We start from the raw sequence: 15,651 nt of genomic DNA, 5'->3' as shown, positions 1-15,651 counted from the left end.
AGGCGAAAGCCGCGTCCGGCCAGGGCAGCTGTGATCCTGCCCACCGGGCCTGGCAGGCCAGGCCCGGTCAGCACGCGGTGACCCGGTAGAGTTTGGCCGCGCCCTGCTGGTCCACGAGTTCCACCTTGGCACCCTCGGCAGTGGCGACGTCGACGAACGCGGGGTAGGACCCGGCCTCCGGGAAGTTGAGCATGTAGAAGCGGCCGAAGTCGAGGATGTAGCGGACCTGGTCTTTCCCTGCGAGCTGGCAGGTTTCAGATCCGGCCTGCGCCGTGGTGATGTCCTTCGCGATCTTGCGCAGTTCGGCGTCGGGAGCGGGCGCAAGATGGTACTGGGTGACGTGGCGGCCGGAGATGGCGTAGGCCAGCGCCCCGCCATTAAACGGATTGACGCCGATGACGGCATCTTCCGGAACAGTCGAGCCAAGCCGGGACATGAGGGCGAATTCGTCGTTGGAAACTGCCCAGCCCGGGACGTATGAGTATGTTTCGGTGATTTTGGTGGATACGGCGGTCAGCCCGGGATCATGGACGCGTCCCACCAAGGTGTGAAAGGCAAGGGCAAGGATGGCCGCCGCTGCTACGGCGTACAGGCTTCCGGATCCCCGGAACTGTGGCAGGCCAAGACGCCGGCCGGCCGGCCGCCGCTCGGCCATGCGCCCAAGCCAGCCCCGGACCGCGGACACCAGACCGTCAGCGCCGACGCTGGCGAGGACAATCGTAAACAGGGGCACCAAGGCCGCGAGCCGGTAGGGGTCCTGGTACCAGCTGCCGGTGGTGAAGTGCCGGAAGCGGCCCTGATACATAAAGACCGCGACGATGTAGAGGGCGGCGGCGATCAGCGCGCAGGCAATCATCCAGCCGCCACGCCGCCGCAGGATGATCGTGATGATGCCCAGGAGGGCCGCCACGGAGGCGACCGTTGTGGCGCTGCCGCCAAGGAGCGTGCCTGTTGCCACGTCTTCCACCGCCTGGGCCAGCGTCCGGCTGGGCTTCCAGTTGTCGAAGCTGAGGAGCAAGGACTGCCAGACGACGAGGAAGGCTGCAGCCGCGGCGAACCCCCAGAGCACCACGAAGGCGATTGCCCGGGCGCCCGCTTTCGCCCGGATGCGGGCGCGGAGCTGGTTGAACCACGCGGCGGCAATGAGCGGGACGGAGAATGCCAGCAGCGCCGTGACGCCGTTGGGCTGCGACAGGAACAACGCCGCAACGGCAATGAGCAGGAAGGACCACAGGCTGACGTTGTCCATAAATCGTTCGCGCCCCGCGTTGAACAGCCCCACGAGGACCAGCAGCGCCAAGGGCAGCAGGCTGTAGGCAAGCGTGTTGGGATACAGCGGGCCCCACTGGAGCAATTGCAGCGGGAACATCCAAAAACCGCCGCTCAAGGCGCCGGCAAAAACAAGCGGCAGGACGCGGGGGCCGACAATGCCCCGGACCAGCATGATGCAAGCGAAGGGCCACAAGATCACGCTGACAGCCACGATCACGGCGTTCTGGCTGACGATGACGTCGTTGCTGGTCAATTGGGAAACCAGGGCAGCCAGGGAATGCCACACGGAAGGGTAGATGGCGATCCCGGCATCCGGGTTGAGCATACGGCCCAACGTCAGCGACGACGCGTTCCCGGTTTCGAGGATGTACCGGACCGCGTTGAGGTGAAAAACGTTGTCATACACCTGGGCGAAGTTTCCCGGCTTGCCGATGGCCGGCCACAGCCGGCTGACAATCAGGTAGGAGCCCGCGGCCATGCCGCCCAGGATTGCCGCCCACTGGGCGACAGGCGCCGCCGAGGCCGGTGCGACTGCGGCAACCCGGCCCCTGAAGAACCGCCGAAGCAGCAATGCCAGGCCGGTGCACACGGCTGTGACCAGTACGTAGCTGAGGATCCCCCAGTCCAGCCGGAGCAGGCCCCCCACCACGCCCGCAAGCCCGATGAGCCCGCAGGACGCCAGGGGTGCCATCGCCGCGGAGGCGAAGCCCTTGGTGCCGAGTGCCCGCGCAAGGATGAGCCCGGGGAGGAAGAGCAAGAGTGCGGCCACGGCGATAGCGGGAAACGCCTGCCACCAGTTCATTAATGCTCCTGCCCGTCCGATTTACCGACTCGAGTCTAGCAAGCCGGGCCGGTGCCCCTGAGCCCTGTGCCCCTTGAGCCCTGTGCCTCCGGCAGCGGGCGGCACCGCGGCGGGGGTGCCGTCATCAGGGCGCGGCGGGCGGTGCCCTGAAAACGCCGGTCGCGGCCCGCAGTCTCTCGTTGACGTAGTGGCGAATGATCGAATCGCCTGACAGCGAGTCCTGCATCCGTGGGGTGAGCAGCTCCCCGCTCCTGCCGGAGGCCCGGTATTCCGCCGCCAGGACCTGCAGGTGCCGAAGGTCCCTGGCCGCGCCGGCCGCCTGGATAAGGGTGGCGTCGCGCCGGCTGATGCCGGGAATGGAACCGCCGGCCAGGGACAGGACCCTTGCTGCCAGTCCGCGCCAGTACAGGCTTTCCTCGGGATCCCACAATGGGGCACGGCCGGGGGAGTCAGGTGCGTCCGCGCGCCGGAGCAAGGCGCCGATGCCGTGCACCCTCAGGATCTTGTGGGCGATGGCGCGCCGTTCCGCCGTCGACGCCTGCTGCAGCCAGTCCGCCCCAAGCAGGTGTTCCAGCCACGCGAACTCCTGCCGCAGCGGCCGGATGGAACTCGTCACGCGGGCCGGCCCGGAGTCATCGGTCTGCCGGTAGGCCGGTGCGCCGTACGGGTAGCAGATGGCACCGGAACGGAACCACAGCCGCAGGGTTGGTTCAATGTCTTCGCCGGTGGGGACGCCTTCGGTGTAGCTGAAGCCCAAGGCGAGCAGGCTCTCGCGGCGCAACAGGCCATAGGGCACACTGCGGTAGGCCAGCCCGTCGCGGAGGGGGTGGAGGACCCCGGGCTTCGACGGCCGAATTCGCGGCGACGGGAGAATGTTCCCCGCAGGAGTCCGCAGCGGTGCAATCACGGCCGCGGCAGTATGCGCCTCGGCCACCTCCCACCATGCCAGCAGTGAACCGGGTTCCAGGTAGTCATCCGAGTCCAGGAAGCTGAGGTAGGTTGCGCCGCTGCGGCCAAGGGCGTAGTTCCGGGGGCCGGCCGGTGACGCCACGCCGTCGGAATGCTTGAGGTACGTGACTCCGTCGACGCCGGGTTGAAACCCGGGGCCGGACAGGCTGTCCGCGGCAAGGTTGTGCAGCACCACCGTCACGTGCAGATCGACACCGCGGGCGGCCAGCGCAGCGCGCTGGTCAAGGACGGACGCTATTCCGCGCGCTACCGGCCGCTCCGGGTCATGGACCGGGATGACGACTTCGATGCTTTGGGTCATGGACTACTTACTCCTGAGCGAGGGTATTTGGGGAGTCCCGCGATAACCTTACTGGGTGCAAAACGAAACTCGGGATTCCGTCCACGCCGCCCGGGAAACGTCCCCCGCTGTCCGAAGCACGGAGGCTGGGGAGACACCCGACCCCCGGGTACTGCAATTTAACGATTGCGCTTTTGTGGCCCGGAACATGGTCCGGGCGGCCGGCCGGGCCGGCAAAAAATGGGACTACATGCCTCCGGAGCAGGTGCGCCCCATGGCGGCCGCGCCCGCCAACCCGGTCGTGGCCCGGGCACGCTTTGTACCCTACGTCGCCCGGAGGGCGGCAAAGCTGTGGACGACGGATGTTGTCCACGTCCACTACGCCACCAGCGCGCGGTTGCTCCGTGAACGGGGGATGCCGAAGCGCCCCTACGCCCTCACGCTGCACGGTACCGACATCCGCAAACAGTGGGCCGATCCCCACTTCCACGATGAGATCCAGCGCGCCATCGACGGCGCCGCCCACGTTTTTTATGCGAACAATGACACCGCCGACAACGCCGTGGCCGCACGGCCGGATGCCGAGTTCCTGCCTGCGCTGGTCGACGCGGCCAGCCTTCCCGCCTGGCAGCCGGACGCGCGCCCGAACATCCTGTTCGTCTCGCGCTGGGACGAGGACAAAGGGATGGAGCGGCAGTTGAGCCTCGCCCGCCAGCTCCGGCGGGCCGCAGGCCCGGATGTGAGAATCCTCGGACTCAACTGGGGACCGGGTGCCGGGCGGGCGGCCGAGGCCGGGGTGACGCTGCTGGACCGCATGTCGCAGGAGGAATACCACCGCGTGATGTCCGCTGCGCATGTCGCGGTCGGCCAGGCCACCAACAACTTCGCCACCAGCGAGTTCGAGGCCCTTTGTATGGGGCTCCCGCTCGCCGCAGTGGGGACACGCCTTCCCCGGCCGGACGACGGCTCGACGCCTCCGGTCCTGGAGGGAACAGAGGACGACGTCGTCGCGCAGGTCCTCGAAGCGCTTAACGACCCCCGGGCTTGCGCGAGCACGCTGGGCGGGTCAGCGTGGGCGCTGCCCCGCTACGACGCGGCAGCCTATGTGGACCGCCTGGAGGATCTCTACCGGGGCATCGCGAGCCGCTGAGGAATCCGCGCAGCGGATGGAACGGCGCTCACGCCACGGACGCTTACAGCGCGCGTGCCTCCGGGCGTGCCGCTTCCCCGGCGGCCGGGGAGGCCACGGCCGGGTCGTGGAGACCCGCGAGGGCGGCCTGCTGGGCGAAGTCGGGATTGGCGCGGATGACTTCCTCGAAAGTTCCCTGGGTAATCACGCTGCCGTCCTTCATAAAACAGATCCGGTCGTTGTTCCGGACGGTGGAGAGGCGGTGCGCCACCGAAATGACCGTGATCTCACCGTGCAGTTCGCTGATCGCGTTCGCAACCGCGGCTTCCGTGGACGTGTCCAATGCACTGGTGGCCTCGTCGAGCACCAGCACCAAAGGGTCCATATACAGTGCACGGGCAATGCCCAGGCGCTGACGCTGACCGCCGGACAACGCCAGGCCACGCTCGCCCACCCGGCCATGGACTCCGCCGGCGCGGGCATCTATGGTCTCAAGGAGCTGGGCGCGTTCCAAAGCGGTCCGGACGCGTTCCTCGTCGATGTCGCCACCCCAGCTCAGAGCCACATTCTGAGCAACGGAGCCGTCGAAAATCGCCACGTCCTGGGGTACGTAGCCCACCCGTTTGCGCCAGTCAGCCAGCACTTCCTCGAGCGGCACGCCGTCGAGCGTCATGCTGCCTTTCGACGGGGTCAACAAACCGAGGAAGATGTCGATCAGGGTCGATTTACCGGCTCCGGACTGTCCCACGATGCCCACGGACGAACCGATGGGGAGGCTGAGATTGATGTTGGTGACGGCCGGGGTTTCGGCACCCGGATAGGTGAACTCAACATCCTTCAGCTCAAGCAGCTTCGGTTCGTTGGTGATCGGGGTCTTGCCGAGCCTCTCGGCGTTCTCCCGGAGTACCGCGGCGTCCTTGATGTCCCGCATCACTGTCTCGGTGTAGGGCAGGGTCGACTGGACCAGGGTCAGCTGTCCCTGGACGGTGGTCAGGGCGGGCACCAGTTTGAAGCCCGCGAGGCCAAAGATGGCCACGGACGACATCGCGGCCTCCATGCCGCCGATCATGAAGCCGACCGCGCCGATCAGCAAGAAGCCGCCGATCAGGGCCATGTCGATGACGAACTTGGGGACCGCGCTCATGAACCGGATATTCGACCGCGACCGGGCGGCCCGTTCACGGCTGTGCAGGACGATGTTGCCGACTTCCTGAGCCTTGTCGCGGAGGGTAATTTCCTTCAGGGCAGCGAGCATTTCGGCCACGAGCGTGGACATGCGCATCGCAGCATCACGGTTCACCCGTCCCGCCTCATACGACTTCTTGGAGAGCCACAAGTACAGGAACGCGGCGATGATGCCGAGGTAGATGACCGTCACCAGGGCGGTCTGCCACGATGCGACCACCAGGACGATCAGGACTGACACGAAGGTCAGGGCCTGCGCCGGAAGCGTCACCGCAGGGAAAAGGACACCCGAGACGGTGTTCGCGATGCCGACGTCGATCATCCGGACGAGCTCCGTGGTGGAGCGCTTCATCCGTTCCGTCCAGGGGGCACGGATGTAGCTCTGGAAGAGAATGGAGCCAATCTCCAGCTCATAGTCCGCGAACTTGCGGGTGGAAACCCACTGGAGCCAGATGTTCAGCACGGATTTCAGGATCATCACCAGGGCCGATCCGACCAGGATCAGGAGGCTGAATTCCTGCGTTACGTCACCGAAGACCGGCAGGGTCATCGTCCCGCCCTTGAGGATCTGATTCAGGACAAGCGCAAAAACGCCCAGGGCTGCCGCATCAAGGAGCGAAAGTACCGCCGAGAGCACACCAAAGAGCAGTAGGAACCGCCTGGCGTTGGCGGGCAGGAGAGGCAGCAGCTCGCGCATCGTGCGGCGCAGGTGTTTCAAGGAGTACTCCAGGACGGCGGTGGGAAGAATCCATCCCATACTACGCGGGGTGCTGCCGCGGCCCCCGTTCCCGTCAGGCACGCGACCGTGGTGAAACGCCAGTGGATCCGCCGCGGGAGGGGCCTGACGGGCCACCCGCGGCCAAATGAGATGATGGACTCCATGAGTCAGAAGATCCGAGTCACCCAACTGTTCGACTGCGCCGACGTCGCGAAAACGCTCGTGGCCGAGGGCCGCAGGCAGGGCCAGCCGTGGAGGCTCATCCAAGGACCCTGGACGCGGGGCGGGGGCAAGGCAGCCTACTACCGGTTCCGGGCTGAACAGCTTCTGGCGTACCCGGGAACCAGCATGTGGCACGTGAACATGGGCGGGCGTGCGGTCTGGGCGCGCGGCGCCCTGTCCCGGCCCTACGCGTTGACCCTGCATGGCACCGATATCAGGGAAAACTACTGGCAGGACCAGCACCACCAGGCAATGAAAGCCGACATCGACGGCGCAGGCCACGTCTGGTACGCCACCCCGGACCTGCGCGAAAAGGCCGAACGTGCCCGGCCCGACGCGGAATACCTGCCGATCCCCGTCAACATGGCGGAGCTGCCGGCGTGGGCTCCGGCGCCCCGGCCACGGGTCATTTTCCCGTCCCGCTGGGATGCCTCCAAGGGAGGGGACACGCTGCTGCAGGTCGCGGCCGACGTCGTCGCCGCCGTCGGGGGGCCGAACGGGGCGGACATCGTCGGCCTGGATTGGGGCGACAGGGCGGCCGAGGCTGCGGAGCTGGGCGTCAGGCTCATTCCCAAGATGCCGAAGCAGCAGTTTTTGCAGGAACTCGCCCAGGCCCATGTAGCGGTGGGGCAGGTGGCCGGCATCCTGGCCACGAGTGAGCTGGAGGCCATGGGGATCGGTGTTCCGACGATTTTCGCCGACCAGGTGGACGGCTACAGCGCGGATCTTGCCACGATCAGTGTGAGCCGTTCCGACGTCGGACAGGCGGCGCGGGAGGCCCTGGCCGACCCCGTGACGACGTCGCAGAAGCTGCAGGGGCCGGAATATATCCGAGTCCATCACGGAGCCACGGGCATGATCCCGACCCTCGAGGCGGGCTACGCCAAGGTGCTGGGCAGGTCCGTATGAGCAAGCCGCACCTGCTGTACATCGCCTTCGCATTTCCGCCGAGCACCGCCTCGTCCGTGTACCGCTGCACGGCGGTGGCCAACGCCTTCGCCGAGGACGGCTGGGACGTCACGGTGCTGACCCTGGACAGCAACATCTGGTCCGAAATTTCCGGAGTTGACCAGAAGCTGGCCGACTCGGTGGATCCCCGGATCCGCATCGTCCAGGTGGACGACGGCGGATCGGAGGAACCTGCCCGCGGCGACCTTCGCCGGTTCTCCCGGCTGAGGATTGAAGCGCCCTACGTCTGGAAGGAAGTCATGCGCCGCCGGGGACGGAAGGACTTCCCGGAGGATTTCCATGGTGCGTGGCTGGCCCCCGCCAGCAAAGCGGCGCGGGATGTCCACGCCGACAAGCCGGTCGATCTGGTCATGGCGTCCGCGAGCCCCTATGTTGCGTTCGGGGTCGCCCACTCTCTCGAGGGGGTGCCCTACATCATGGACTACCGCGATGCCTGGGCCTTCAACACCATCACCGGCGCGGAAGACTTCAACACGGCGAGCCGGCGCGGAAAACTGGAAGCGCAGTTCCTGGCGGAGGCCGCCGGTTCATGGTTCGTCAACGACCAGATCAGGGATGAATACGCCGCCAGGTACCCCGAATCCGCAGCGACGATGCGGGTGGTGCCCAACGGCTTCGACCCGCAGCCGGGACACGCGCCGCCCGGAATCCGGCAGACCCAGCACCCGCGCTTCGGGTATTTGGGAACCCTGCAGTACGTCAACATGCCGATGGCCGAGTTCCTGCAGGGGTGGGGCATGGCGTTTCCCGCCCCCGAAGCCAGGGCCGAGGCAGTGTTCCGCGGGAAGCTCAGTGCTTCGGGAGCGGCCGGCGCCGAGATCCTTGAAACTTTCGGTTCCGCGTCGCAGAACGGCTTGACGTACGAAGGCCCGATTTCGAAGCGCGACGTAGCCCGCTTCTACGGCTCCGTGGACGCGCTCCTGTTGTTGCTGTCCACCGGAAAGTTCGTGACCGGAGGCAAGACCGCCGAGTATCTGGCGACCGGGCTGCCGATCGTCTCGGTCCACGATCTGGGCAACGCCGCCACCGAGCTGCTCCGCGACTATCCATTGTGGTTTCCAGCCAAGGACCTCACCCCCGGGAGCATCGCCGCAGCCCTGCAGAAATGTGCCGACGCGCTGGCTCATCCGGACAGCGCCGCGTGGGATGCCGCCTGGGAATACGGCCAGCAGTTTGCCCGCAGCGCCATCCTGGCACCCGTCATTTCCGATCTGCGGGACCTCGTGGGCCACCCGGTCCAGAGGCCGCTGGCGGAAGAAAAGAGTAACCCCTAGCTATGAAACCGACCGGAAATCTCCGCCTGGGCATCGTTGTGGGCCGCAGCCCGCACCCCCAGGCGACGCTGGACAACCTCTGGAGCCGTGCTTTGGAGTCCGTTGAACCAACGGAACGTCAGCTGAGCGTCACCGCCGCCTATGTTGCCGGCGCCGGTCCGGCCGTGGTGCGCTCCGCCCCCGGACTGGAACTGGTCCCCCTGGTGCCGGCCGGGCCGGGGCGTCTCGAGTCAGTCCTCAGTGCCCTGTCCCGCAAAGGTGGCCCGCTCGGGATCGCGGGGAGGCTGGCCAGGGATAACTGGGAATCCCGTCAGCTTGCCAAGGCCGTAGCGCGCAGTGCCGGGCTGCAGACCGCCCTGCTTGCCGCCGATGTAGTGGTGGCCGCCGACGTCGCCGCAAACCGGGCGGTTTGGCAACTCAGGTGCCGAACGGCCGCCCCACTGGTACACGGCCCGATTGCCATGATGCACGCCCTGCGCCGGATAGCGGAACGCTGAGCCGCCCGGGTCAAACGTGCCGTCTGTGGAATACTTGATGGGTGAGTCGCACTTGGATAGTCATACCTATGTACAACGAGGCCTCCGTCGTTGGCGGGGTGATCGACGGACTCCGGAAAGAATTCCCGCACGTCGTCTGCGTCGATGACGGAAGCAGCGACGGTTCGCAGGAAGTGGCCAGGCAGGCCGGCGCCGTGGTTGTCCAACACCCGGTCAACCTGGGCCAGGGCGCTGCCCTCCAGACGGGATTCGAGTTCGCGCTGCAGGATCCCGAACTGGACTGCATCGTAACGTTCGACGCCGACGGGCAGCACCGCGTTGAAGACGCCAAGGCCATGGCCGACCGCGTGCGGACCGGCGAAGCTGACCTGGTGCTCGGCTCACGGTTCCTCGACGGCCGCACAAAACTTTCCCCGGCGAAGCGGCTGGTGCTGCGGACCGCCGCGGTCCAGTCCCGCATGGCTACCGGAATGGCGCTGACCGATGCGCACAACGGGCTGCGCGCCATCGGGCCCGATGTGGCCCGCAAGATCCACCTCACCCAGAACAGGATGGCGCACGCCTCCGAGTTGATCCACCAGGTGTCCGAGATCAGCCCCCGCTGGGTGGAACACCCCGTTGAGATCATCTACACCGATTACTCAAAGGCAAAAGGCCAGTCCTTGCTGAACTCCGTCAACATCATCGCTGACCTCCTGTTTAGGTGAGAAATTGCAAATCATCGTCCAAATAGTTCTCGTCCTTGCCGTCATCGTCGTCTCCCTGGCGCTTATGCGGGGCGGTTCCAATGCCCGGCACCTGGCCATCCGCCGGATCATGCTGGTGATTTTCGCGTGTGTGGCCGCCCTGTCGATTTTCTTCCCGGAGCTGCTCACCATGCTCGCCCGTTCCCTGGGAATCGGCCGCGGCACCGATCTGGTCCTTTACGGTCTCGTCGTCAGCTTCATGGTCTTTATGGCCACCACCTACCAGCGCTTCCGGCACATGGAGACAACGCTGACGCAACTTTCCCGGCGGATCGCCATCGACGAGACCCCCCGTCCCTGGCTCAAGGATGCGCCGGGGACGTCCTCGACCGTGTTCTCGGAACGAGCCCAGGAAACTGAATGACAGAGCTCGGGACTCGTTCGGACAAACAGGAGGCCATTGCCGCCCCGCGTGACTACTCCCTGGACATCCTGAGAATCCTGAGCATTTGCGGGGTCGTCGCGATCCACCTCTTCGGGTATGTCCTGGGGCACTCCGAGCCCCAGTCCCGCAACTGGTGGCTGGCGGCCGGACTGGACATCCCCTTCATCTGGGTTGTCCCGGTCTTCGTGATGATCTCCGGCGCCCTCCTGCTGGCGCCCCGGAAGACGGCCCTGGAACCACGGACCTTCTACCGCAAACGCGCGCTAAGGCTGCTGCCCGCCCTGATCGCATGGCATCTGATCTATCTGGTCGGCGTCCGGTGGCTGATGCGCGGCGAAGACCTCTCCCCGGCCAGGGTGGTCCAGTTGCTCCTTGACGGTTCCGTCTTCACGCAGCTGTATTTTCTGTGGCTGATTCTCGGGCTCTACGCTGTTGCCCCTCTTATCTCGGCCTTCCTGCAGGACGGCGGACCGCGCCGCGCCCAGGCCCTCGCGGCCATCCTGCTGGGTGCCACGGCGCTGGTCTATATGGTCCCCGGAATCGCCGCGTCACTGGGGTTCGCCCGGCCGATCAGCCTGAACATCTTCATCCACTGGCTGCCCTACGTCGGCTACTTTGTGGCCGGCCGCGCGCTGCGGGACGTCAGGCTGAACGGCCGGGCGCTGTTCGTAGCCCTCCTGTCAGCCGCCGGCCTGGCGGCGCTGTGTCTGTGGCAGTACGGACACCGGGGACAGGCGGGGCTGCTGAACGTCGTGTCGCCGGTCAGCTACGTCTCGCTGACCGTGATGATGCTGTCCGTGGCGGTGTTTCTGTCCGCCACGTCCCTATTCCGCCGGATCACGCCGGGACGCGTCACCGGGCGGCTGCTTGTGACCCTGTCCGGCGCCTCCTTTGGAGTGTTCCTCGTCCATCTGCTGATCTTCGAGATCATCAGGCTGAACGTGCCCGCGGTCTACGACGGAAAGTCGATGGTGGCGGGTTTCGCCAGCTACGCGGTGACGCTGGCCCTGAGCTTCGCCGTCGCCGTCCTTGCCTCCCGCATCCGCTTCGTCCGGAATATTTTCTAACTGCAGGCACTCGCGCTCCGGAGCCGGTGGGCGGCGGCCGGACGTGAGGGGTGGCCTCCCCGTCTGGAATGATGGAGGCATGACAGCCTTGCCCCGACTTCTCATTATTTCGTTCTCACCGATCCGGTCTGACCCCCGCGTGCTCAAGCAGGTGGCACTCTTCAGCGGGAAGTACCACCTCATCACGTGCGGCTACGGGGCTGCACCGGAGGGCGTCGACGAACATTTTGCGTTGTCGTCGGATGCCGTCGGCTGGCCTTCGGACAGGATCGGACTGCTCGGGCGCCGCTACCGGCGCGCCTACGAAAAAATGTCCGCGGTCCAGCAGGCGCGGCGGCTGCTCGCGGGACTGTCGGTCGACGTCGTGCTCGCCAACGACCTGAACACGCTTCCGGTGGCGGTTGACCTGAAGCCGAAGTACGGGGTCCATTCCGACCTCCACGAGTTTGCGCCCAAGGAAAAGGACGACGACCTCAAATGGCGCCTGTTCGTGGCCCCGTTCATGCGGTGGCTTTGCCGGACCTACCTGCCCCAGGCCCGCTCGCTCACCACCGTGGCTCCCGGCATTGCGGCGCAGTACACCGCAGATTTCGGAGTTGCGGCGCAGGTGGTCACCAACGCGGCTCCCTTCGCGCCGGGAACGCCGCGGCCCGTCGGGGAGACCATCCGGCTGATCCACAGCGCCGCGGGCCAGCGGTACCGGAAACTGGAAAACCTGATCGAGGCGATGCGCAGCGCCCCGGCGGGCGTTGAACTGGACATGATCGTGATGCCCAATGAGCCGGACTACGTCGCCGAACTGAAGCAGGCGGCGGCTGACGTCCCGGCCGTGCATTTCCGCGAACCCGTGCCGTACGCCGAACTGGTGCAGACCCTGAGCGGCTATGACGTCTCGCTGGTGTTCCTCCCGCCGACGAACTTCAACATGGAGAACGCCCTGCCCAACAAGTTCTTCGAGGCGGTGCAGGCCCGGCTAGGAGTTGTTGTGGGACCCTCGCCCTCGATGGTGGAAATCGTCAAGGAGTACGGGTTCGGCACCGTCACTCCCGACTTTTCACCGTCCGCGCTGGCTGCGACCATCCAGTCGCTGGACCGCGGGCAGATCATGGAGTGGAAGCGGGCAGCGGACCGTGCCGCGGCACCGCTGGCGGCGGAGTCGCAGGTGAAGATCTGGGAAGCAGCGATCCGCGACCTGCTGCCCGCCGCGGAGTCCGCGGCTTCCTGAACCTCGGCTGGTGCCCGGGCCCTGGCGCCCGGGCCCTGGCGCCCGGGACCTGGCGCCCGGGCGCGCTGGCCCTCTTTAGGGCAGCGTGCCCGTCTGCGTTGCCGGCCGGTAGCCGCTGTTGCGCCCGGGTGCCCCGGCATAGAACCACAGGCTGCCGTTCCGATTCACGGCTGCCAGGTCCGGGTACCCGTCCCCGTTGAGCTTGCCCGCCCCGAGCAGGATGGAGTAGGCATTCCAACCGGAGGTGCCGATCTTCTGCCCGGCTCGGTAGCCGGGGCTGGTGCCCGAGACCTTCCCGGTTCCCGCATAGAACCAGAAGGTTCCGTCGGGACGTATCCCGGCGAGGTCGTTGATGCCGTCGCCGTCAAGATCCTCGACGCCGGCGACGGAATGGAAGCTTGACCACCCGGATCCGACCTTGACGGCGGGGGAGTACCCCTCATCGGTGGCGGACACCTTGCCGGTGCCATGGTAGAACCAGAGCGAGCCGTCCGGGCGGATGCCGGCCAGATCGTTTTTGCCGTCTTTGTCGAAGTCACGGGTCGCGATGAGCTTGCTGTAGACGTTCCAGCCCGTGCCCACCTTCCGGCCGGCGGAGTAGCCCTCACGGCCGGCGGACAGGTCCCCGGTGCCGGCATAAAACCAGAGGCCTCCGTCGGCCCTGACGGCGAGGAGATCGCTTCTGCCGTCTCCGTTGATATCGCCTGTGCCGACGAGCTTGGTGTAGGCGTGCCAGCCGGTCCCGATCTGGCGGCCGGCCGCGTAGCCGTTGGTCCCGGTTGAGGCGTAGAACCAGAGGGCACCGTTCTTGGCTACCGCCAGGAGGTCCGGCCGCCTGTCCCCGTTGAAGTCCTGAACGGACTCCACGATGGTGAAGTTGTTCCAGCTGGAGGTGCCGATGTTGACGGCCGGTTTGTACCCCGCTTCGTTCATGCCGGTGCCGGCGTAGAAGAGCAATGCGTTGTCACGACGGCGGGTCAGCAGGTCCGCCTTGCCGTCACCGTTGAGGTCGCCGGCTCCCAGTACCTCCAGGAAGTTGTTCCAGCCCGAGGTGCCGATGCGCGACGCCGGGGCGTAGCCCGGGTTTGTTGCAGAGACAGTGCCCGTTCCGTCGTAGAACCACAGGCTGCCGTCGGCTTTCGTGGCGAGCAGATCGTTGGTCGGTTTACCGCCGAAGTTCCGGACGCCGACGATGCTCGTGAACGCATTCCAGCCTGACGAGCCGATCTTGAGGGCCGGAGCGTGACCGCTCTGCGTCGTGGACACGGTACGTGTGCCGGCGAAGAACCAGAGCGTTCCGTCCTTCTTGGCCGCGACGAGGTCGTTCCTGCCGTCACCGTTGAAGTCCCTGACGCCCGCGACCTGGCTGAAGGCGCTCCAGTTGGTCGTGCCCATCTTGATGGCTGAGGCATAGCCTTGGCTGCCGGCACCAACCGTCCCTGTTCCCGCATAGAACCACATGGAGCCGTCAGGTTTGATGGCGGTGAAATCGTTCCTGCCGTCGCCGTTGAAATCCCCGACGCCGACGATGCGTGAGTAGATCCGCCAGCCGGTGCCGATCCGGACTGGGCTCGAGAAGCCGCCCTGGCCGTTGCCGGGGTAGAACCAGAGCGCACCGTCGGCGCGGATGCTCAGCAGATCGTTGCGGCCGTCGCCGTTGAAGTCATCCACCGGGGTGTTCAGGCTGGCCCCGGAGTTTGAGGCGAAGCGCCGCAGCGCCTCGTAATCGCCGTTCCAGACGTTGGAGTCACCGGCAAACGGGCCGGATTCGCTGTACTGCCAGAAGGAGTAGGCACTCCAGCTCGACGGCAGCGGGCCGGCATAGTTGCTGGCGGAACTCGGCCAGTAGGCGGTCCACAGGGGGTAATCGCCGAAGCCCGCGGCGTCGGCCATGCAGTACTTCCACCAGGACGTGTTTGTGTAGATCACCGGGAGCCGCCCGGTCAGCGCCTTCATGGTGTTTCCGAACTCACGCACCCAGTTCGCCAGCTGGCTTGGAGACCGGTCGTAGCAGCTGTTGCCCTGGTAGTACCCGTCGATTGTTTGCCCGGCGTACGGGTTGGCCTCGAAGTCGAGCACCGGTGGGAGCGTGTAACCGTCCGCCGTCCAGCCCCCTCCGTTCTGAACAAAAATCCTGGCCTGGTCCGCTCCTGACGACGCCAGCGGGTTGGCGAAGTGGTAGGCGCCCCGGATCATGCCCACCTGGCGGGCGCCTTGGTACTGGGCGGCAAAGGTAGAGCTTGTGTAGTAGTTGCCTTCTGTGGCTTTCACGTAGGCGAAGCGTGCGCCCAGGTTCCACTGTGTCTGCCAGTTGACGTCCGCCTGCCATTTGCTGACGTCCAGGCCTTTGACGCCAAACGTGGGTGACCATGTTCCCTCGGTCGCCGGCGCTGACTCGGTCCGGGCCGCGCGCCCGCCCTTGAGGCTGTGGCCCATCTCGGCGCCCGCCGGTCCGGCGGCCGCTGCCATGGCGTCCCGGTAGCTTGTGGTGGTTGGGGCGGGCGCCGGGGCCGCTTCCGTCGTGGCCGCCGGAAGGGCCGCCGTCGGAGCGGGAGCGGGAACCGCCGTCGCCGTCGAAGAGGGAACCGCCGTCGACGTCGGGGCCGGAGCGGGTGCCGACGTCGGCGCTGCGCTGCCCGCCGAGGGAGACGGCGTGGGGGCCGGCGCCGTGGCGACCGCCGGTGCCGGAAGGCCCACCACGGAAACGGTGGCCACAACCAGGGCGGCCAGGGATTTGACCAGCGAGGTGCGTCGTTTTGCCAGGGGCGGGTTCGGCTTCATGTGTCTCTCCGGAGCAACGACGCGCTCCGGAAAACACGTCATCTAGTTCACGATGACCGGTGGTCCGCTCAGCGGACACCGAAAAGTCAATATCGGTGGGTCTTGACGCGGCCACGGTAGCACCGGCATG

12 protein-coding genes are annotated in these 15,651 nt (G+C 66.4%); 8 read left to right on the top strand and 4 right to left on the bottom strand.

The features are described 5' to 3' along the window. Positions 1 to 67: 67 nt before the first annotated feature. Positions 68 to 2,074, bottom strand: coding sequence for a DUF6541 family protein (locus FS787_RS04070; RefSeq protein ID WP_144671010.1), 2,007 nt, complete (start codon positions 2,072 to 2,074; stop codon positions 68 to 70). Between the two features lie 124 nt (positions 2,075 to 2,198). Beyond that, complete coding sequence (locus FS787_RS04065; RefSeq protein WP_144671009.1) at positions 2,199 to 3,344, bottom strand: glycosyltransferase family A protein; 1,146 nt, start codon at positions 3,342 to 3,344, stop codon at positions 2,199 to 2,201. Positions 3,345 to 3,573: 229 nt separating this feature from the next. Between FS787_RS04065 and FS787_RS04060 the strand changes: the two genes are divergently transcribed. Then, on the top strand, positions 3,574 to 4,473 hold the full coding sequence (locus FS787_RS04060; RefSeq protein ID WP_222124041.1) for a hypothetical protein: 900 nt from the start codon (positions 3,574 to 3,576) through the stop codon (positions 4,471 to 4,473). 43 nt (positions 4,474 to 4,516) lie between these two features. Here the strand turns inward: FS787_RS04060 and FS787_RS04055 are convergent, their stop codons facing one another. Next, complete coding sequence (locus FS787_RS04055; protein WP_260982381.1) at positions 4,517 to 6,394, bottom strand: ABC transporter ATP-binding protein; 1,878 nt, start codon at positions 6,392 to 6,394, stop codon at positions 4,517 to 4,519. A 123-nt stretch (positions 6,395 to 6,517) separates the two neighbouring features. Between FS787_RS04055 and FS787_RS04050 the strand changes: the two genes are divergently transcribed. The 7 genes from FS787_RS04050 (at position 6,518) to FS787_RS04020 (ending at position 12,740) form a co-directional block, all read left to right on the top strand. Next, positions 6,518 to 7,486 (top strand): glycosyltransferase family 4 protein, encoded by a 969-nt coding sequence (locus tag FS787_RS04050; protein WP_144671008.1) that lies wholly within the window; start codon positions 6,518 to 6,520, stop codon positions 7,484 to 7,486. Continuing rightward, positions 7,483 to 8,820: a glycosyltransferase gene (locus FS787_RS04045; protein WP_144671007.1), complete on the top strand. Its 1,338-nt coding sequence runs from the start codon at positions 7,483 to 7,485 to the stop codon at positions 8,818 to 8,820. Before FS787_RS04050 ends, FS787_RS04045 begins: the two co-directional genes overlap by 4 nt. Positions 8,821 to 8,822: 2 nt before the next feature. Beyond that, positions 8,823 to 9,317, top strand: a complete 495-nt coding sequence (locus FS787_RS04040; RefSeq protein WP_144671006.1) for a hypothetical protein — start codon at positions 8,823 to 8,825, stop codon at positions 9,315 to 9,317. 68 nt (positions 9,318 to 9,385) lie between these two features. Further along, entirely contained in the window at positions 9,386 to 10,024 is a 639-nt protein-coding gene (locus tag FS787_RS04035) for a glycosyltransferase family 2 protein (RefSeq protein WP_144671005.1), read from the top strand. A 4-nt stretch (positions 10,025 to 10,028) separates the two neighbouring features. After that, a complete protein-coding gene (locus tag FS787_RS04030) occupies positions 10,029 to 10,427 on the top strand; it encodes a DUF2304 domain-containing protein (RefSeq protein ID WP_144671004.1) in 399 nt (132 codons plus the stop codon). Next, positions 10,424 to 11,515, top strand: coding sequence for an acyltransferase (locus FS787_RS04025; RefSeq protein ID WP_144671003.1), 1,092 nt, complete (start codon positions 10,424 to 10,426; stop codon positions 11,513 to 11,515). Before FS787_RS04030 ends, FS787_RS04025 begins: the two co-directional genes overlap by 4 nt. Before the next feature lie 79 nt (positions 11,516 to 11,594). After that, positions 11,595 to 12,740 (top strand): glycosyltransferase family 4 protein, encoded by a 1,146-nt coding sequence (locus FS787_RS04020; protein WP_144671002.1) that lies wholly within the window; start codon positions 11,595 to 11,597, stop codon positions 12,738 to 12,740. Positions 12,741 to 12,815: 75 nt separating this feature from the next. On the opposite strand, the gene FS787_RS04015 is transcribed toward FS787_RS04020, so the two are convergent. Further along, positions 12,816 to 15,521, bottom strand: coding sequence for a GH25 family lysozyme (locus tag FS787_RS04015; RefSeq protein ID WP_144671001.1), 2,706 nt, complete (start codon positions 15,519 to 15,521; stop codon positions 12,816 to 12,818). Positions 15,522 to 15,651 lie beyond the last annotated feature (130 nt).

The sequence above is a fragment of the Arthrobacter sp. U41 genome, from assembly GCF_007679325.1.
GTDB lineage: Bacteria > Actinomycetota > Actinomycetes > Actinomycetales > Micrococcaceae > Arthrobacter.
The sequence above is the reverse complement of the archived record's forward strand: the minus strand, read 5'-3'. Positions and strand labels throughout refer to the sequence as shown.